This is a genomic window from Klebsiella sp. K-Nf6, from assembly GCF_002806655.1.
Taxonomy (GTDB): domain Bacteria; phylum Pseudomonadota; class Gammaproteobacteria; order Enterobacterales; family Enterobacteriaceae; genus Klebsiella; species Klebsiella variicola.
In genome coordinates, this window is sequence record NZ_PIBN01000007.1 from 217,332 (window position 1) to 235,378 (window position 18,047).

General features: G+C 58.2%; 17 protein-coding genes and 1 other annotated feature. Of the genes, 10 read left to right on the top strand and 7 right to left on the bottom strand.

Going from position 1 to position 18,047, the window contains the following annotated elements; translation table 11 throughout:
- Window positions 1-31 precede the first annotated feature (31 nt).
- The 3 genes from CWM61_RS14445 to priC form a co-directional block, all read right to left on the bottom strand.
- Window positions 32-931 carry an Rpn family recombination-promoting nuclease/putative transposase gene (locus CWM61_RS14445; RefSeq protein ID WP_074386712.1) on the bottom strand — a complete coding sequence of 300 codons (900 nt, stop codon included), beginning with the start codon at window positions 929-931 and terminating at the stop codon, window positions 32-34.
- A gap of 67 nt (window positions 932-998) precedes the next feature.
- Window positions 999-1,172, bottom strand: a complete 174-nt coding sequence (gene rsmS, locus CWM61_RS14450) for a pleiotropic regulatory protein RsmS (RefSeq protein ID WP_008805442.1) — start codon at window positions 1,170-1,172, stop codon at window positions 999-1,001.
- A 12-nt stretch (window positions 1,173-1,184) separates the two neighbouring features.
- On the bottom strand, window positions 1,185-1,712 hold the full coding sequence (priC, locus tag CWM61_RS14455; RefSeq protein WP_100631439.1) for a primosomal replication protein N'': 528 nt from the start codon (window positions 1,710-1,712) through the stop codon (window positions 1,185-1,187).
- A 69-nt stretch (window positions 1,713-1,781) separates the two neighbouring features.
- On the opposite strand from priC, the gene CWM61_RS14460 reads away from it, so the two are divergent.
- From CWM61_RS14460 to CWM61_RS14505, 9 genes are all read left to right on the top strand, one after another.
- On the top strand, window positions 1,782-2,159 hold the full coding sequence (locus CWM61_RS14460; RefSeq protein WP_008805444.1) for a DUF454 family protein: 378 nt from the start codon (window positions 1,782-1,784) through the stop codon (window positions 2,157-2,159).
- 150 nt (window positions 2,160-2,309) lie between these two features.
- On the top strand, window positions 2,310-2,861 hold the full coding sequence (apt, locus tag CWM61_RS14470) for an adenine phosphoribosyltransferase (protein ID WP_012542663.1): 552 nt from the start codon (window positions 2,310-2,312) through the stop codon (window positions 2,859-2,861).
- A gap of 92 nt (window positions 2,862-2,953) precedes the next feature.
- The gene (gene dnaX / locus CWM61_RS14475) at window positions 2,954-4,861 is read left to right on the top strand and encodes a DNA polymerase III subunit gamma/tau (protein WP_074386710.1); all 1,908 of its coding nucleotides are present in this window, start codon (window positions 2,954-2,956) and stop codon (window positions 4,859-4,861) included.
- Window positions 4,194-4,258 (top strand) — a sequence feature (DnaX frameshifting element). It overlaps the preceding gene by 65 nt.
- A gap of 57 nt (window positions 4,862-4,918) precedes the next feature.
- Entirely contained in the window at window positions 4,919-5,251 is a 333-nt protein-coding gene (locus tag CWM61_RS14480) for a YbaB/EbfC family nucleoid-associated protein (RefSeq protein ID WP_061155516.1), read from the top strand.
- Complete coding sequence (gene recR, locus CWM61_RS14485; protein WP_008805449.1) at window positions 5,251-5,856, top strand: recombination mediator RecR; 606 nt, start codon at window positions 5,251-5,253, stop codon at window positions 5,854-5,856. The genes CWM61_RS14480 and recR overlap by 1 nt, the downstream gene beginning before the upstream one ends.
- Before the next feature lie 112 nt (window positions 5,857-5,968).
- A complete protein-coding gene (htpG, locus tag CWM61_RS14490; protein WP_012542661.1) occupies window positions 5,969-7,843 on the top strand; it encodes a molecular chaperone HtpG in 1,875 nt (624 codons plus the stop codon).
- Window positions 7,844-8,065: 222 nt separating this feature from the next.
- Window positions 8,066-8,710: an adenylate kinase gene (gene adk, locus CWM61_RS14495; protein WP_002892184.1), complete on the top strand. Its 645-nt coding sequence runs from the start codon at window positions 8,066-8,068 to the stop codon at window positions 8,708-8,710.
- Window positions 8,711-8,838: 128 nt separating this feature from the next.
- Window positions 8,839-9,801: a ferrochelatase gene (hemH, locus tag CWM61_RS14500; protein ID WP_100631440.1), complete on the top strand. Its 963-nt coding sequence runs from the start codon at window positions 8,839-8,841 to the stop codon at window positions 9,799-9,801.
- Between the two features lie 63 nt (window positions 9,802-9,864).
- The gene (locus tag CWM61_RS14505) at window positions 9,865-11,169 is read left to right on the top strand and encodes an inosine/guanosine kinase (protein ID WP_074386709.1); all 1,305 of its coding nucleotides are present in this window, start codon (window positions 9,865-9,867) and stop codon (window positions 11,167-11,169) included.
- 34 nt (window positions 11,170-11,203) lie between these two features.
- Here CWM61_RS14505 and ybaL read toward each other — a convergent pair whose 3' ends face one another.
- Both ybaL and CWM61_RS14515 read right to left on the bottom strand, forming a co-directional pair.
- Window positions 11,204-12,880 (bottom strand): YbaL family putative K(+) efflux transporter, encoded by a 1,677-nt coding sequence (gene ybaL / locus CWM61_RS14510; RefSeq protein ID WP_061155513.1) that lies wholly within the window; start codon window positions 12,878-12,880, stop codon window positions 11,204-11,206.
- 225 nt (window positions 12,881-13,105) lie between these two features.
- Window positions 13,106-14,326 (bottom strand): MFS transporter, encoded by a 1,221-nt coding sequence (locus CWM61_RS14515; protein ID WP_100631441.1) that lies wholly within the window; start codon window positions 14,324-14,326, stop codon window positions 13,106-13,108.
- A gap of 369 nt (window positions 14,327-14,695) precedes the next feature.
- Here CWM61_RS14515 and ushA point away from each other — a divergent pair, with 369 nt between their 5' ends.
- A complete protein-coding gene (ushA, locus tag CWM61_RS14520) occupies window positions 14,696-16,348 on the top strand; it encodes a bifunctional UDP-sugar hydrolase/5'-nucleotidase UshA (protein ID WP_032734896.1) in 1,653 nt (550 codons plus the stop codon).
- 105 nt (window positions 16,349-16,453) lie between these two features.
- On the opposite strand, the gene ybaK is transcribed toward ushA, so the two are convergent.
- Together ybaK and CWM61_RS14530 are read right to left on the bottom strand one after the other, a co-directional pair.
- A complete protein-coding gene (gene ybaK, locus CWM61_RS14525; RefSeq protein ID WP_004204728.1) occupies window positions 16,454-16,933 on the bottom strand; it encodes a Cys-tRNA(Pro)/Cys-tRNA(Cys) deacylase YbaK in 480 nt (159 codons plus the stop codon).
- 201 nt (window positions 16,934-17,134) lie between these two features.
- Complete coding sequence (locus CWM61_RS14530) at window positions 17,135-17,929, bottom strand: TraB/GumN family protein (protein ID WP_074386707.1); 795 nt, start codon at window positions 17,927-17,929, stop codon at window positions 17,135-17,137.
- Window positions 17,930-18,047 lie beyond the last annotated feature (118 nt).

The window sequence follows — 18,047 nt, forward strand, 5'->3', positions numbered from 1 at the left end:
AGAGGGGCGGCGCAAAGCCGCCCCTGCTGCTTCAGGGTGCCAGCGCGGCGAGTTCTTCATCGCTGAGCCCGGTGAGCTCCTGCACGGTTTGACGTTCGAGGCCGCGCGCCAACATTCTGGCGGCGATGCTGCGGGTGGCTTCCTGCTCACCCTCTTGCTGTCCCTGTTTACGGCCTTTTTCTTCCAGCCATTCGGCAATGGTCATCATCAGCTCCTTATGCCTGGGCGACTGCGCCGCCAGCGTGCGGATCAGCGCCCCCGGATGTTCCGTAGTTCCCGCCTGCAACATATAGCGCAGCAGCGTATTCAGCTGCGCTTCGGTCAGATAGCCTTGCGTCATCAGCGCAATCAGCGGCACCTGCAGCTCGGCCAGATCGCGATGGCGGATATGCTTTTGCAGCAGCTCCAGCATGGCCATCCGCCGATGACGGGCGATCTGATTATCTGGCATAACGGTGAGGTCCACCAGCGGAAAATCATCACTATAGAGCGCCTTCGCCAGCGCCGGATCGGCGAATAGCTGTTGCCAGTGACGGGCCCAGGGCCAGGGGCTAACTTTGCCGTGATAAAAGAGAATGGGCACCACCAGCGGCAGCGTGTCGTGGCCGGCGTCCAGATGACGCTGCATGGCGGCCAGCGCATAGCGCAGCAGGCGAAACGCCATCAGCTTGTCCGGGGTACTCTGGTGCTCAATCAGCGCGTAAACATAGCCGGGTCCGTGACGCGTGCGCAGTGAGTAAAGGATATCGGAATAGCTGGCGCGCAGGTCCTCTTCAACAAAGCTACCGGAGACCAGCTGCAGCGAATCCAGTTCGCAGATCGCCAGAAACGGCGCGGGGAGGTACAACTGCAAAAAATCCTTCGCGACCGCCTGATGCATGAGCATCTGACGAAACACCGCGTCGTGTGGGGTTTGACTGACTTTCTCCATGAATATTGTCTCCAGTAGCGTCATGCGCAGAGGACCAGACTGCCAGCATACTGCCGGAGACAACATCCTACTTCTCTGGGTTTTGCGACCCGCTTTCCGCGTTTTTTAACTTGTTTGCATAATCCCGCCGGACAATTTCCAGCGCGCCCAGCACGGTTTGCGCCGGGATCTGATGCGATTCCAGCAACATGATTAAATCGACGGCCAGTTTGACCTCATCGGATGCATTTTCCAGTGACAATGGGCTCTCCTGTTAGCGCGTCAGCCGCGCCAGTACGTTTTCAATTTTGTCCAGTGCCTGCCTGCAGCGGGCCAGCCGGCCGCTGTAGGCCTCAACTTCTCTGGCCAGTCGCTGCTGTTCGTCAAGGCTGGTCGTCTGCGTCAGCTGGCGCTGGCGTTGGTCGCGCATTGCCAGCAGGCGGCGCTCATACTCCTGATGCTGCAGGCGACGGCGCTGCCAGCGGCTCAGCGCCGGGGAGGCGTGGTCCCAACTGCGCAACGACCAGGTCGCGGTTTCACGACGTAGCGCGGCGATTTGCGCCGCCAGACGCTCGGCAATCCAGACCACCTGCGGCAGCTGCTGGCGCTCGACGGCCTGGCTCAGTTGGGTAAAATTTTGCTGGGCTTCCGCCAGATAGGCCTGCATCAGCGTGCTGCGGGTGTGAAAGAGCTGACGGTCAAAGCGCGGGCTCAGGGTCGCGTGCTCCGCCAGCGGCGCAACCAGCGCGGCCAGCTCGCTGAGCTGATCGTTCAGCGTTTGTAAAAGTTGAGCTGTTTTCACCAAACCCCTCCATTCCCTTTCAGCCAACTGTGCTACAGTAGCCTCATCTGTTTGATAACGATTCGCATTATGCCACCTGTTATTCTAACCATTATCGGCTGGCTGGCGGTAGCGCTGGGTACGCTGGGCATCTTCTTACCGTTGCTGCCGACGACGCCGTTTATTCTGCTCGCCGCCTGGTGCTTTGCTCGCTCATCGCCGCGCTTTCACCAATGGCTGCTGTATCGCTCCTGGTTTGGCGGCTATCTTCGCCACTGGCAGCAGTACCGTGCGATGCCTCGCGGCGCCAAACCGCGCGCCATTGCGATGATCGTGGTGACTTTTGCTATTTCGCTGTGGCTGGTTAAGCTTACGTGGGTGCGCATCATGCTGTTGGTCATTCTGGCCTGTCTGCTGATCTTTATGTGGCGCATTCCGGTGGTTGACGCAAAGCAACAAAAGCACTGATGCGCAATAATGCCTGTTGCAATTGTTGCTGACAGCCAGTAAATTCTGGCGTTTTCGAGCGCGGGCAAGCCTGGTCAAAGGTTAAACAAATGTTTCTTTGGCCCCTTTTGCACGCCCGTGGGTAACACCGTTTCAATCAGGCATACACTTATGACCGCAACTGCACAGCAGCTTGAATATCTGAAGAACAGCATCCAGAGTATCGAGGATTATCCAAAACCTGGCATTCTTTTCCGCGATGTCACCAGCTTACTGGAAGACCCGAAGGCCTACGCGCTTAGCATTGAACTGCTGACCGAGCGCTACAAAGACGCGGGTATTACCAAAGTGGTAGGGACCGAGGCGCGTGGCTTCCTGTTCGGCGCCCCGGTCGCGCTGGCGCTGGGCGTGGGCTTTGTTCCGGTTCGCAAGCCGCGTAAGTTGCCGCGTGAAACCATTGCCGAGAGCTATGAGCTGGAGTATGGCACCGATCAGCTGGAGATCCACGTTGACGCGATCAAACCGGGCGACAAGGTGCTGGTGGTTGACGATCTGCTGGCGACCGGCGGCACCATCGACGCGACGGTCAAACTGATCCGCCGTCTCGGCGGCGAAGTGCACGATGCCGCTTTCATTATCAACCTGTTCGATCTGGGCGGCGAACAGCGCCTGGAGAAGCTGGGGATCCACTGCTACAGCCTGGTGCCGTTCCCGGGCCACTAAGCAAATCCCTCCACATAGCCTCGCCGATCGGGCGGGGCTGTGATAGCATGACCCCTTCGTGATTTCACCTTCCAGCGTTTCAGAGCCAGCCCATGAGTTATCAGGTCTTAGCCCGTAAATGGCGCCCACAAACCTTTGCTGACGTCGTCGGCCAGGAACATGTGCTGACCGCACTGGCGAACGGCTTGTCGTTAGGGCGCATTCATCACGCTTATCTCTTTTCCGGTACCCGCGGGGTCGGTAAGACCTCTATCGCCCGCCTGCTGGCGAAAGGGTTAAACTGTGAAACCGGCATCACCGCCACCCCCTGCGGCGTGTGCGATAACTGCCGGGAAATTGAACAGGGGCGTTTTGTCGATCTGATTGAGATTGACGCCGCCTCGCGAACCAAAGTCGAAGATACCCGCGACCTGCTGGATAACGTCCAGTACGCGCCGGCCCGCGGCCGCTTTAAGGTCTATCTCATCGACGAAGTCCATATGTTGTCGCGCCATAGCTTCAACGCGTTATTAAAAACGCTGGAGGAGCCGCCGGCGCACGTCAAATTCCTGCTGGCGACGACGGATCCGCAGAAGCTGCCGGTGACGATCTTATCCCGCTGCCTGCAGTTCCATCTCAAAGCCCTGGATGTTGAACAGATCCGCCATCAGCTGGAGCATATTCTTGGCGAAGAGCAGATTGCCTTTGAGCCCCGCGCGCTGCAGCTGCTGTCGCGGGCAGCCGACGGCAGCCTGCGCGATGCTTTAAGCCTGACCGATCAGGCGATTGCCAGTGGAGAAGGGCAACTGACGGCCGCATCGGTGAGCACCATGCTCGGCACCCTTGATGACGATCAGGCGCTGTCGCTGATTGAAGCGCTGGTCGCTGCCGACGGCGAGCGGGTCATGGCGGGCGTCAATGATGCCGCCGCACGCGGCGTCGAGTGGGAGGCACTGCTGGTCGAGATGCAGAGCCTGCTGCACCGCATCGCCATGGTTCAGCTGTCGCCTTCGGCGCTGGGCGCCGATATGGCCACGGTCGAAGTGCGGATGCGCGAACTGGCGCGAACCGTACCGCCGGGTGACGTTCAGCTTTACTACCAAACGTTGCTGATGGGCCGCAAAGAGCTGCCTTATGCGCCGGACCGGCGGATGGGCGTCGAAATGACGCTGCTGCGTGCGCTGGCGTTTCATCCGCGTAAGCCGCTGCCAGAGCCGGAAGTGCAGCCGGCACAGACCGCCGCACCCGCGCCGCGTCAGCCCGTTGCTCCCGCTGCGCCACCGCAACAGCCGCCGCAGAGTTTGCCGCCGACCACCAGCCAGGTGCTGGCGGCCCGCAGCCATCTGCAGCGCAGCCAGGGAGCAACCACCCCAAAAAAGAGTGAACCGGCAGCCGCTTCCCGCGCGCGGCCGGTGAATAACGCTGCGCTGGAACGACTGAGTTCAATTAGCGAGCGCGTACAGGCTCGTCCGGCGGCGGCTGCGCTTGAGCAGGCCCCGGCGAAGAAAGAGGCCTATCGCTGGAAGGCGACGACAGTGGTTGAAGAGACCAAAGTCGAAGTCGCCACGCCAAAAGCGCTGAAAAAGGCACTGGAGCATGAGAAGACGCCGGAGCTGGCGGCCAAGCTCGCCGAAGAAGCGGTCGAGCGCGACAGCTGGGCGGCGGAAGTGAGCCAACTGGCGGTGCCAAAGCTGGTCGAGCAGGTGGCGCTCAACGCGTGGAAAGAGCAGGAGGGCAGCCGCGTCTGTCTGCATCTGCGCCCCAGCCAGCGTCACCTCAATTCCGCCGGCGCGCAGCAAAAACTGGCTGAAGCGCTGGGGGTGTTGTACGGTACGCCGGTTGAATTGACCATCGTGGAAGACGATAATCCCGCGATGCGTACGCCGCTGGAGTGGCGGCAGGCAATTTATGAAGAGAAGCTCGCGCAGGCGCGCGAAGCCATTATTGCGGATAATAACATTCAGACCCTGCGTCGTTTCTTCGACGCCGATCTGGATGAAGAGAGTATCCGCCCCATTTGAACGCCAGTCTGACTGGCATTCAGTACCTTTAACGATGACTGACTGAGAGAGAAGCCTATGTTTGGTGGAAAAGGCGGCCTGGGTAACCTGATGAAGCAGGCCCAGCAGATGCAAGACAAAATGCAGAAGATGCAGGAAGAGATCGCTCAGCTGGAAGTGACCGGCGAATCCGGCGCGGGTCTGGTGAAAGTGACCATTAACGGCGCGCACAACTGCCGCCGTGTGGAAATCGACCCAAGCCTGCTGGAAGACGACAAAGACATGCTGGAAGATCTGGTGGCTGCCGCGTTTAACGACGCCGCGCGCCGCATTGAAGAGACCCAGAAAGAGAAGATGGCTTCCGTTTCTGCCGGTATGCAGCTGCCGCCAGGCTTTAAGATGCCGTTCTGATGCAAACCAGCCCGCTGTTAACTCAGCTTATGGAAGCGCTGCGCTGTCTGCCGGGCGTTGGCCCGAAGTCGGCGCAGCGCATGGCGTTTACCCTGCTGCAGCGCGATCGCAGCGGTGGTATGCGCCTGGCGCAGGCGCTGACGCGTGCGATGTCGGAAATCGGCCACTGCGCCGATTGCCGCACCTTCACCGAGCAGGAGGTGTGCAATATCTGCAGCAACCCGCGTCGCCAGGAAAACGGCCAGATCTGCGTGGTGGAGAGTCCGGCGGACATCCACGCCATTGAGCAGACCGGGCAGTATTCCGGCCGCTACTTCGTGCTGATGGGGCACCTGTCGCCGCTCGACGGCATTGGGCCAGATGACATCGGGCTCGATCGCCTTGAACAACGGCTGGAAGCGGAGTCGATCACCGAGGTGATCCTTGCCACCAACCCGACCGTTGAGGGCGAGGCGACGGCCAACTACATCGCGGAGCTGTGCGCGCAGTATGGCGTTGATGCCAGCCGAATCGCCCACGGCGTGCCGGTGGGCGGTGAGCTGGAGATGGTCGATGGCACCACGCTGTCCCACTCGCTGGCCGGTCGACACAAGATTACTTTCTGAACAAATGGAGGCGGCCATCGCCGCCTCCGCTTGAAAAATTTCCCCGCAGTCCCCATCTCCCACTCAACGGTTTTTTACCCCATTTAAAATGGCATTGTTGAGGTTGAATCAGATGAAAGGACAAGAAACTCGTGGTTTTCAGTCAGAGGTAAAGCAACTTCTGCACCTGATGATCCATTCCCTCTATTCCAACAAAGAAATCTTTCTGCGTGAGCTGATTTCCAACGCCTCTGATGCGGCCGATAAGCTGCGTTTCCGCGCGCTGTCGCAGCCGGATTTGTATGAGGGCGATGGTGAGCTGCGCGTACGGGTTTCGTTTGATAAAGACAACCGCACCCTGACCATTGCCGATAACGGTATCGGCATGAACCGGGAAGAGGTTATCGACCATCTCGGCACCATCGCTAAATCCGGTACCAAAGCGTTTCTGGAATCGATGGGTTCCGACCAGGCGAAAGACAGCCAGCTGATCGGCCAGTTCGGTGTCGGCTTCTACTCTGCTTTCATCGTGGCGGATAAAGTGACCGTGCGTACCCGTGCGGCGGGCGATAAACCTGAGAACGGCGTGTTCTGGGAATCCGCCGGCGAAGGGGAATATACCGTTGCTGATATCACCAAAGCCGATCGCGGCACCGAAATCACCCTGCATCTGCGTGAAGGCGAAGACGATTTCCTCAACGACTGGCGCGTACGCTCCATCATCAGCAAGTATTCCGACCATATCGCGCTGCCGGTTGAGATTGAAAAGCAGGAAGAAAAAGACGGCGAAACCGTGATTTCGTGGGAAAAAATCAACAAGGCGCAGGCCCTGTGGACCCGCAGCAAGTCCGAAGTTAACGACGACGAATACAAAGAGTTTTACAAGCATATCGCTCACGACTACAGCGACCCGCTGACCTGGAGCCACAACCGCGTGGAAGGTAAGCAGGAGTACACCAGCCTGCTGTATATCCCGTCGCAGGCGCCGTGGGATATGTGGAACCGCGATCATAAACACGGCCTGAAGCTGTACGTGCAGCGTGTGTTCATTATGGACGACGCCGAGCAGTTTATGCCGAACTACCTGCGCTTCGTGCGCGGCCTGATAGACTCCAACGATCTGCCGCTGAACGTCTCCCGTGAAATCCTGCAGGACAGCAGCGTGACCCGCAACCTGCGCACCGCGCTGACCAAACGCGCGCTGCAGATGCTGGATAAGCTGGCGAAAGATGACGCCGAAAAATATCAAACCTTCTGGAAACAGTTTGGCCTGGTGCTGAAAGAGGGCCCGGCGGAAGATCCGAGCAACCAGGAAGCGATCGCCAAACTGCTGCGCTTCGCGACGACGCATACCGACTCCTCCGCACAGACCGTGTCGCTGGAAGAGTATGTCTCGCGCATGAAAGAAGGCCAGGAGAAGATCTACTACATCACTGCCGACAGCTATGCGGCGGCGAAGAGCAGCCCGCACCTCGAACTGCTGCGTAAGAAAGGGATTGAAGTTCTGCTGCTCTCCGATCGCATCGACGAGTGGATGATGAGCTACCTGACCGAGTTTGACGGCAAAGCGTTCCAGTCGGTGGCGAAAGCCGACGAGTCGCTGGATAAGCTGGCGGATGAAGTGGACGAGTCCACCAAAGAAGCTGAAAAAGCGCTGGAGCCATTCGTTGAGCGTGTGAAAAACCTGCTTGGCGACCGGGTGAAAGAGGTGCGTCTGACCCATCGTCTGACCGACACCCCGGCGATTGTCACTACCGATGCCGACGAGATGAGCACGCAGATGGCGAAGCTGTTCGCGGCAGCGGGCCAGGCGGCACCGGAAGTGAAATACATCTTCGAACTGAACCCGGCGCATCAGCTGGTGAAACGCGCAGCCGATACCCAGGATGACGCGCAGTTTGGTGAATGGGTGGAGCTGCTGCTGGATCAGGCGCTGCTGGCCGAGCGCGGCACGCTGGAAGATCCGAACCAGTTTATCCGCCGTATGAACCAGCTGCTGGCTTCCTGACGCGAACCTGAACGAGTAGCCCGGCCGAGCGACGCGACGCCGGGAACGGGATAAATGCCCCGCCTGAGCAATTTGCTCCGGCGGGGCATTTCACATTGGATTGCATAAAATATCTCACCATTAACCGTTTCAGCCGCACCGCCTTCCTTGAGCCATTGCCGTTCTGGTGGTATGGTTTAGCGTTTTTGAAAAATTGAATCGACTTTTGAGGGGATTTTCGTAATGCGTATTATTCTGCTTGGCGCTCCGGGCGCGGGTAAAGGAACTCAGGCTCAGTTCATCATGGAGAAATACGGTATTCCGCAAATCTCCACCGGCGATATGCTGCGCGCGGCGGTAAAATCCGGCTCTGAGCTCGGTAAGCAAGCGAAAGACATTATGGACGCCGGCAAGCTGGTGACCGATGAGCTGGTCATCGCGCTGGTGAAAGAGCGTATCGCCCAGGAAGATTGCCGTAACGGTTTCCTGCTGGACGGCTTCCCGCGCACCATTCCGCAGGCTGACGCCATGAAAGAAGCGGGTATTACCGTTGATTACGTGCTGGAATTCGACGTGCCGGACGAACTGATCGTCGACCGCATCGTTGGCCGTCGCGTTCATGCGGCATCCGGTCGCGTATACCACATCAAATTCAATCCGCCGAAGGTGGAAGGCAAAGACGACGTGACCGGCGAAGAGCTGACCACCCGTAAAGACGACCAGGAAGAGACCGTGCGTAAGCGCCTGGTGGAATACCATCAGATGACAGCGCCGCTGATCGGCTACTACACCAAAGAAGCGCAGGCGGGCAACACCAAATACGCCAAAGTCGACGGCACCAAAGCGGTGGCTGACGTGCGCGCCGAACTGGAAAAAATCCTCGGCTGATAAAGCCTTTTCTCATCCTGCTGCGGCAGGATGAGAACTCCTCTCATTTCTACCTTTTGCTATGATTGGTTCCGTTTAGCGCCATTTCAGCTACAATTGGCTGCGATTCAAATGGTTAAGAGGCGGTAATGCATCAGACGAAAACAGGTATCTTGCTGGCCAATTTAGGCACTCCCGATGCGCCCACCCCCGGTGCGGTGAAGCGCTATCTGCGACAATTCCTCAGCGACAAACGGGTGGTGGATACGTCTCGTCTGCTATGGTGGCCGCTGCTGCGTGGCGTCATACTGCCGATTCGCTCCCCGCGCGTGGCGAAGCTCTATCAGTCCGTGTGGATGGATGAGGGATCGCCGCTGATGGTATATAGCCGTCGCCAGCAGCAGGCGCTGGCCGCCAGGCTGCCGGATACGCCGGTGGCGCTGGGCATGAGCTATGGTTCGCCGTCGCTGGCCAGCGCGGTGGATGATTTACTGGCGCAGGGGGTGGGGCACATTGTAGTGCTGCCGCTGTACCCACAGTATTCCTGCTCGACGGTGGCTGCCGTCTGGGATGAGCTGGCGCGGATCCTTGCGAAAAAGCGCGCCATTCCCGGTATCTCGTTTATTCGCGACTATGCCGAACATCCGGACTATATCCATGCGCTGGCGGCCAGCGTGCGCGCCTCCTTCGCCGTGCACGGTGAACCCGATCTGCTGCTGCTCTCCTATCATGGGATCCCGCAGCGCTATGCCAATCAGGGGGATGATTATCCCCAGCGCTGTCGCGATACCACGCGGGAACTGGTCTCCGCGCTGGGGTTGCCGCCGGAGCAGGTGATGATGACCTTCCAGTCGCGCTTTGGCCGCGAGCCCTGGCTGACGCCCTACACCGATGAAACGCTGAAAATGCTTGGCGAGAAGGGGACGAAGCATATTCAGGTGCTGTGCCCGGGTTTTTCCGCCGACTGTCTCGAGACGCTGGAAGAGATTGCCGTTCAGAACCGGGAAGTTTTCCTCGAAGCGGGTGGCGAGCAGTATGAATATATTCCGGCGCTAAATGCGGATGTGGCGCATATTGAGATGATGGTCAACCTGACGGCACCTTATCGCTGATCGCGCGCAGGGCGGGGAATATGCTACTATTTCCCGCTTGTTCCCTGTTATTTAAGCGCCACTATGAAATTTCCCGGTAAACGCAAATCCAAACACTATTTTCCCGTTAACGCCCGCGACCCGCTGCTCCAGCAAATACAGCCGGAGAATGAATCCAGCGTCTCCTGGGTGGTGGGTATCGACCAGACGCTGGTGGATATCGAAGCGAAAGTGGATGAAGCGTTTATCGTGCGCTATGGCCTGAGTGCAGGCCACTCTCTGGTGATTGAAGATGATGTCGCCGAGGCGCTGTACCAGGAGCTGGTACGCAACAATCTCATTACCCATCAGTTTGCCGGCGGCACCATCGGCAATACCATGCACAACTACTCGGTGCTGGCGGACGATCGCTCGGTGCTGCTTGGCGTGATGTGCAGCAATATCGACATCGGCGGCTATGCCTATCGCTACCTGTGCAATACCTCCAGCCGCACCGATCTGAACTACCTGCAGGGCGTCGACGGCGCCATTGGCCGCTGTTTTACCCTGATCAGCGACAGCGGCGAGCGCACCTTCGCCATCAGCCCGGGCCATATGAACAAGCTGCGCCCGGAAAGCATTCCGGAAGCGGTGATCGCCGGCGCCTCGGCGCTGGTGCTGACCTCTTACCTGGTACGCTGCAAGCCGGGCGAGCCAATGCCGGACGCCACGATGAAAGCCATCGAGTACGCCAAAAAGCACGATGTGCCGGTGGTGTTAACTCTCGGGACCAAATACGTGATTGCCGATAACCCGGCGTGGTGGCAGCAGTTCCTGCAGGAGCATGTCTCGATTCTGGCGATGAATGAAGAGGAAGGGGAAGCCCTGACCGGTTTTGCCGATCCGCTGTCGGCGGCGGATAAAGCGCTGGACTGGGTCGACCTGGTGCTGTGCACCGCCGGGCCGGCGGGCCTGTATATGGCGGGCTTTACCGAAGAAGAGGCGAAGCGGAAAACCCAGCATCCGCTGCTGCCGGGGGCGATCCCGGAGTTTAACCAGTTTGAATTCAGCCGTGCGATGCGCCACCAGGATTGCGTTAATCCGCTGCGTATCTATTCCCATATCGCCCCGTATATGGGCGGGCCTGAAAAAATCATGAATACCAACGGCGCAGGCGACGGCGCGCTGGCGGCGCTGCTACATGACATCACCGCCAATAACTACCATCGTAATAATGTGCCCAACTCCAGCAAGCACAAATGCAACTGGCTGACCTACTCGTCGCTGGCGCAGGTGTGTAAATATGCCAACCGCGTGAGCTATCAGGTGTTGAACCAGCACTCGCCGCGTTTAACCCGCGGCCTGCCGGAACGTGAGGACAGCCTGGAAGAGGCATACTGGGAGCGTTAAGCGAGCCCCTCTCCCGATGGGTGAGGGGAGTGCATCAGCCGGTGACCACTTCACCGGCCGGTGGCGTTTCCAGAAGCTGTAGCATGGCACGGGCAATTTCCCGCTCGCCCATCACCACCTGATTGGCCCCGCGTTCAATAATGTAGTCCACTTCATCATCATAATGGGCGCGGGCAATGATCTCGATGTTCGGGCATTTTTCCCGTGCGGAAGCGACAATCTCTCCGGCCTCGTAGCCGTTGGGGATAGTCAGCAGCAGCCAGCGGGCGCAGTCGAGATGCGCCAGCTCCATGATCTCTTCATTGGCGGCATTGCCCAGCACCGCGCTGATCCCGCGCTCGCGTAGCTCATCCACGCGGGTGCGCGAAGTCTCAACCACTACCAGCGGGATCCCCTGGGCCATCAGCTTCTCGCCCAGCAGGCTGCCGACGCGACCGAAGCCAACCAGCAGCGCGTGGTTGCAGATATCGACTGGCACCTGCTTCTCATCTTCCAGCACCTCTTCCAGTGTCTGCTCGTCGAGGGTTTCGGTTTTATCGAGATATTTTTCCAGCAGGGTAAACAGCACCGGGTTGAGCATAATCGAGATGATCGCCCCGGCCAGCACCAGGTTTTGTCCGGCCTGCGGCAGCAGGTTAAGCGCCATCCCCAGACCGGCGAGAATAAAGGCAAACTCACCAATCTGCGCCAGGCTGGCGGCAATGGTCAGTGCGGTACGCGGCGAATGACCAAACATACGCACGAGGAAAAAGGCGGCGGCGGATTTACCAAAGATAATAATCGCCAGCGTTGCCAGCACCGCCAGCGGCTGCTGGACCAGCACCATCGGGTCAAACAGCATGCCGACGGAGACAAAGAACAGCACCGCGAAGGCGTCGCGCAGCGGCAGGGTGTCATGGGCGGCACGGTGGCTCAGCTCAGATTCGTTAAGCACCATGCCGGCGAAAAAGGCGCCAAGGGCGAAGGAAACATCAAACAGCTCCACGGCGCCGAAGGCGATGCCCAGCGCCAGGGCCAGCACTGACAAGGTGAACAGCTCGCGTGATCCGGTGGCGGCGCTGCGCGACATGATCCACGGCACCAGCCGGCGACCGACCAGCATCATGATGGCGATAAAGGCTACCACTTTACCAATGGTGATCCCGAGGTCGAGGGCCAGAGAGGCGAAGCCGACGTCACCTTTCTCCGTCATCCCGGCAATCGCTGGCAGCAGGACCAACGTCAGGACCATCACCAGGTCTTCCACAATCAGCCAGCCGATGGCAATCTGCCCGCGCTGACTGTCAATCAGCTGTCGCTCCTCCAGCGCGCGCAGTAGCACCACGGTACTGGCGGTGGAGAGACACAGGCCAAAGACGATGCCGGTCATCAGCGACCAGCCAAGGGCGGCGGAGAGTGCCATACCCAGCAGCGTCGCCACGGCTATCTGGGCGATGGCCCCGGGAATGGCGATCGACTTTACCGCCATCAGATCTTTCAGGGAAAAATGCAGCCCGACGCCGAACATCAGCAGGATCACGCCGAGTTCTGCCAGTTCAGGAGCCAGTTTGGTGTCAGCAACAAAACCAGGGGTGAAAGGTCCGGCCAGCACGCCCGCTAAGAGATATCCCACCAGAGGAGAAATACGTAGCTTGTTGGCAATCATGCCGAGAATAAAGGCGAGCACGAGGCCGCCGACAATGGTGGTGATAAGCGGTGTTGCGTGGTGCATTCCGTCTCCTTTCCAGTGATGTATCGGTCCATTTTGCTACCCTATCCGGGTAATAGTTTATGACAAAAACGTTCACTTTGTTTATGAATAATTCTTGAATTGTGCAAAAAAATGGAATTAGCCAACTAAAAGGCACAGAAGGGAAAATCGCGGGGGCTATGTGCGCACCAGGCTGATGGCGCAAGGGATAACGGCGGCCAGCGTTGCACTTTGGCCGCCGGATAATCAGACTTTTTGCCGGTTATCAGGAAGAAATATCGTCAGGAAACCCAGCAGCGGCAGGAAGGCGCAGATTTTATACACCAGATCGATGCTGGTATGGTCCGCCAACAGGCCCAGCACCGCGGCGCCAAGGCCACCCATGCCAAAGGCGAAGCCGAAGAACAGGCCAGAAACCATGCCGATTCGGCCCGGCAGCAGCTCCTGCGCATAGACCAGGATAGCGGAAAAGGCCGAGGCGAGGATAAAACCAATAATCACCGTCAAAATCCCCGTCCATTCAAGGCTGGCGTAGGGTAAAACGAGGGTAAACGGTGCTACGCCGAGGATAGAGCCCCAAATCACATATTTACGTCCAATTTTATCGCCAACCGGCCCGCCGATCACCGTCCCGGCGGCAACCGCGAACAGGAAGGCAAACAGATGAAGCTGCGCGTTTTGCACCGATAATCCGAACTTATGCATCAGATAAAAGGTGTAATAGCTACTGATGCTCGCCATATAGAAATATTTCGAGAAAATCTGCATCAGCAGAATGCTTACCGCCAGAATGACCTTATTGCGCGGCAGCGGATTGACGATGACCGGCTTCGGTTTGCCCTTATTCATCCGGTGCTGCGCGGCATACCAGCGGCTGATTTGCGATAGCACCACAATAGCCAGCAGGGCGGCCAGCACGAACCAGGCGACATTGCCTTTGCCATAGGGGGCGATAATCACCGCCGCCAGCAATGGGCCAAGCGAGCTGCCGAAGTTGCCGCCGACCTGGAACAGCGACTGGGCCAGGCCGTGACGGCCACCGGAGGCCATCCGCGCCACGCGGGACGATTCCGGATGGAAAACCGAGGAGCCAGTACCTACCAGCGCGGCAGCCAGCAGCACCATGCCGAAACTCCCTGCCAGCGCCAGGAGAATCAAACCGCAGAGAGTGAAGCACATGCCCACCGGCAGGGACCACGGCATCGAGCGCTTATCGGTAATGTAACCAATCACTGGCTGGAATAGCGATGAGGTCAGCTGGAAAGTGAGGGTGATCATCCCGATCTGCACGAAGGAGAGGGAGAATTCAGCCTGCAGCAGCGGATAGATAGCCAGAATGAGCGACTGGATCATATCGTTAAGCAGATGGGACAGGCTGATCGCGCCTAAGATGCCAAACGAGGTGCGTGCTTTTTGCGGCGGCGCGTCGGTACTGGGTAAGGTCTGAGCGGATTGGTTGGTTGTCATAGGTTCACTTCAGCGAGTTCTATTTGTTGTAGAGAATGCAGGTTGATACCCTAAATAATTCGAGTTGCAGGAAGGCGGCGACGCAGCGAATCCCCAGGAGCTTACTCAAGTAAGTGACTGGGGTGAGCGAGGACAAATTCGTCAGGAACGAATTTGAACGCAGTTCACTGCGCCCGTAAGGGCGAGGCCCAGGGATGGGCCGAGTTATTGCCAACGCACATGCAACTTGAAGTATGACGGGTAGAATTATTATCCAACTAACATACCTGTTGATAAGGTTTGAAGGAAGTCGCAATTCTGAAAACATATTTGTCAACGCGGCTAACTCGCTATACTTTCGGCACTTGGGATTAAGTCAGGGAGTGAAGCATGCATTATTTCAAACACAGCGTGGCGCTGGCGTTATTTGCCGCCTTATCGCTGGGCAGCCTGTCCGCGCAGGCCTATGAGCAGGATAAAACCTATAAAATTACCATCCTGCACACCAACGATCACCACGGCCATTTCTGGCGCAATGACTATGGCGAATATGGTCTGGCGGCGCAGAAAACGCTGGTCGATGGCATCCGCAAAGAGGTGGCGGCGGAAGGGGGGAGCGTCCTGCTGTTATCCGGCGGCGATATTAATACCGGCGTGCCAGAATCTGATTTACAGGATGCAGAGCCCGATTTTCGCGGCATGAACCTGATCGGCTACGACGCGATGGCGGTGGGTAACCATGAATTTGATAATCCGCTGAGCGTGCTGCGCCAGCAGGAAAAGTGGGCTAAGTTCCCGTTCCTGTCGGCCAATATTTATCAGAAAAGCACGGGTGAACGGCTGTTTAAACCCTGGGCGCTGTTTAAGCGCGGCGGGCTGAAAATCGCGGTGATTGGCTTAACCACCGACGATACGGCCAAGATCGGTAATCCGGAATATTTCACCGATATCGAATTCCGCAAACCGGCGGAAGAGGCGAAGCTGGTTATCCAGGAGCTGCAGCAGAATGAAAAGCCGGACGTGATCCTGGCCACCACCCATATGGGTCATTACGACAATGGCAACCACGGCTCCAACGCGCCGGGCGACGTTGAAATGGCGCGGAGTTTACCTGCCGGATCGCTGGCGATGATCGTCGGCGGTCACTCGCAGGATCCGGTGTGCATGGCGTCGGAAAATAAAAAGCAGGTCGATTATGTGCCAGGTACGCCGTGCGCCCCGGATCGTCAGAACGGCATCTGGATCGTCCAGGCGCATGAGTGGGGAAAATATGTCGGCCGCGCCGATTTTGAGTTCCGCAACGGCGAGATGAAGCTGGTGCATTACCAGCTGATCCCGGTGAACCTGAAGAAAAAAGTGACTTACGATAACGGCCAAAGCGAGCGGGTGCTGTATACGCCGCAGATCGCGGAGAACCCGCAGATGATGTCGCTGCTGACGCCGTTCCAGAACAAAGGCAAAGCGCAACTGCAGGTCAAAATCGGCAGTGTGAATGGTCATCTGGAGGGCGATCGCAGTAAAGTGCGCTTCGTGCAGACTAATATGGGTCACCTGCTGCTGGCGGCGCAAATGGCGCGCAGCAACGCGGATTTCGCGGTGATGAGCGGCGGTGGGATCCGCGACTCCATCGAGGCGGGCGATATCACCTACAAGGATGTGATGAAGGTCCAGCCGTTCGGCAATGTGCTGACTTATGTCGATATGAGCGGCAAGGAGGTGGTGGATTATCTGACCGCCGTCGCGCAGATGAAGCCGGATTCCGGCGCCTATCCGCAGTTTGCTAACGTCAGCTTCGTGGCCAAAGATGGCAAGCTGAACGATCTGAAAATCAAAGGCGAACCGGTGGATCCGGCGAAGACCTACCGGATGGCGACGCTGAGCTTTAACGCCACCGGCGGCGATGGCTATCCGAACATCGCCGATAAACCCGGATATGTGAATACCGGCTTTATCGATGCCGAAGTGCTGAAAGAGTATATCGAGAAGAACTCGCCGCTGGATGCGGCAGCCTACGAGCCGAAAGGCGAGGTGAGCTGGCAGTAAGCCTGGGCTTCAGGTTGGCGATTTCCCCGGTGGCGCTGCGCTTACCGGGGCTACGAGTTGGGTAACCCGGATAAGGCGCGTGCGCCGCTATCCGGGATGGTGTGCTCAATCGCGGCGGGCGATATCGGCGAACTTAGCGTCCAGAAGCTGCGCCAGATCGCTGGCCGCCAGCTCAATATCCAGACCGCGTTTGCCGCCGGAAATATAGATGGTGGCAAATTCCTGCGCCGGAGCGTCAATCACCGTCGGCAGGCGCTTCTTCTGCCCCAGCGGGCTGATGCCGCCCACCAGATAGCCGGTGATACGCTGCGCCACCATCGGGTCGGCCATGTCGACTTTCTTAGCGCCCAGCGCTTTAGCCACTTTCTTCAAATCCAGCTGCCCGGCGACCGGGGTGACGGCGACCGCCAGATGCTTCATATCGCCGTTAACGGCGACCAGCAAGGTCTTGTAAACCTGGTCGGCATTGAGGCCGAGCTTGCGCACCACTTCATCACCGAAGTTGGTCTCATTGGGATCGTGATCGTAACTGTGGATTTGAAAGGGGATTTTGTTTTTTTCGAGTAATTTAACGGCGGGAGTCATAGCTATCCTTCTTACCAACCGGTTTTGCGTGGCGTCAGAATACGCCCGCAGGTTGTATAAAAAATAGTACCATCTTGCGCAATAGTATTGGCAGTGATGGTCACTTTGAGCGACAATCAGACGATCCGGGATGTATATCCCGGGATAATAATAATGATGAAATTCCTCTTTGACGGGCCAATAGCAATATTGGCCATTTTTTTATGTCAGCATGTCCGGCAGATTCCCTTCGCCATACAGGTGCAGCGCGCCGACGGCAACCACGTAGCGCCCCGGCGGCAAGGCCAGCAGCGTCTCGCGCCAGGCGAGATTGCGCTGGTGCATCAGCACATCATATAAAGACTGGCTGAAAGTCGTCGGCAGAGATACCGCACCGCGCGATGGCGGTTGTTCCAGCCACCAGCCGATCATCACCTGTAGCAGGCGGGCATTGGTCCGCCAGTGGCTCAGTGTGTCTTCCAGCAGGGCCATCCCCCCGTCGGGCAGATCGCGCAGCAGCGCGATTTGGCTGTCGGCGCCTTCCAGTTCCATCACCGTTATGTTGCTCTCGCGGGCGGCCATCAGCAACTGATAATCGATGCCGTAATCCGGTCGCAGTCCCAGCTTTTGCGCCTGGGTGGCCTGCAGGACCATCGCCACCTGCCACAGCGGCTGGTTATCGAACAGCCCGACCGACAGGCCCAGCTCGCCGGCTCGCGCCTCTAGCTCGCTCAGCTGCGCATCGCTCAGGCGTTCCGCCAGCGGTGGGTAAGTGGGGAGATTGCTAAAGGGGGTTTCATTGCCGCTGATATCGGCCTCGACGATTAACGCATCGGCCTGGCGTATTTTTTTCAGAAGCTTCGCTGGCGGCGGCGCCATGTCGCGGGTACCCATATGGATACTGCCGACGAGGTGCAAATAACGTTCGCCGGGCAGGACGATATCCATTGCAGGCCAGGAATAAGACGGGCCGACGGCGGCTCGCCACAGCATTTTTATCCGGTTTAACAGGCCCATACGCGCTCCGAAGTGTGAGGACTTCATGCTAGCGCATATGGTGATACACGTCACCCTTCCGGCGGGCTTTTCTTGTCTCAGCAAAAAACGGGCGCCGAACAACGTCGGTGCCCGTTTC

Excerpts from the sequence above, each read along its gene's own strand:
- hemH (WP_100631440.1), top strand. The coding sequence starts at position 8,839 with ATGCATCAGACGAAAACAGGTATCTTGCTGGCCAATTTAGGCACTCCC.
- ushA (WP_032734896.1), top strand. The coding sequence starts at position 14,696 with ATGCATTATTTCAAACACAGCGTGGCGCTGGCGTTATTTGCCGCCTTA.
- htpG (WP_012542661.1), top strand. The coding sequence starts at position 5,969 with ATGAAAGGACAAGAAACTCGTGGTTTTCAGTCAGAGGTAAAGCAACTT.
- ybaL (WP_061155513.1), bottom strand. The coding sequence starts at position 12,880 with ATGCACCACGCAACACCGCTTATCACCACCATTGTCGGCGGCCTCGTG.
- adk (WP_002892184.1), top strand. The coding sequence starts at position 8,066 with ATGCGTATTATTCTGCTTGGCGCTCCGGGCGCGGGTAAAGGAACTCAG.
- CWM61_RS14515 (WP_100631441.1), bottom strand. The coding sequence starts at position 14,326 with ATGACAACCAACCAATCCGCTCAGACCTTACCCAGTACCGACGCGCCG.
- CWM61_RS14480 (WP_061155516.1), top strand. The coding sequence starts at position 4,919 with ATGTTTGGTGGAAAAGGCGGCCTGGGTAACCTGATGAAGCAGGCCCAG.
- CWM61_RS14445 (WP_074386712.1), bottom strand. The coding sequence starts at position 931 with ATGGAGAAAGTCAGTCAAACCCCACACGACGCGGTGTTTCGTCAGATG.
- CWM61_RS14460 (WP_008805444.1), top strand. The coding sequence starts at position 1,782 with ATGCCACCTGTTATTCTAACCATTATCGGCTGGCTGGCGGTAGCGCTG.
- CWM61_RS14505 (WP_074386709.1), top strand. The coding sequence starts at position 9,865 with ATGAAATTTCCCGGTAAACGCAAATCCAAACACTATTTTCCCGTTAAC.
- recR (WP_008805449.1), top strand. The coding sequence starts at position 5,251 with ATGCAAACCAGCCCGCTGTTAACTCAGCTTATGGAAGCGCTGCGCTGT.
- CWM61_RS14530 (WP_074386707.1), bottom strand. The coding sequence starts at position 17,929 with ATGGGCCTGTTAAACCGGATAAAAATGCTGTGGCGAGCCGCCGTCGGC.
- apt (WP_012542663.1), top strand. The coding sequence starts at position 2,310 with ATGACCGCAACTGCACAGCAGCTTGAATATCTGAAGAACAGCATCCAG.
- dnaX (WP_074386710.1), top strand. The coding sequence starts at position 2,954 with ATGAGTTATCAGGTCTTAGCCCGTAAATGGCGCCCACAAACCTTTGCT.
- ybaK (WP_004204728.1), bottom strand. The coding sequence starts at position 16,933 with ATGACTCCCGCCGTTAAATTACTCGAAAAAAACAAAATCCCCTTTCAA.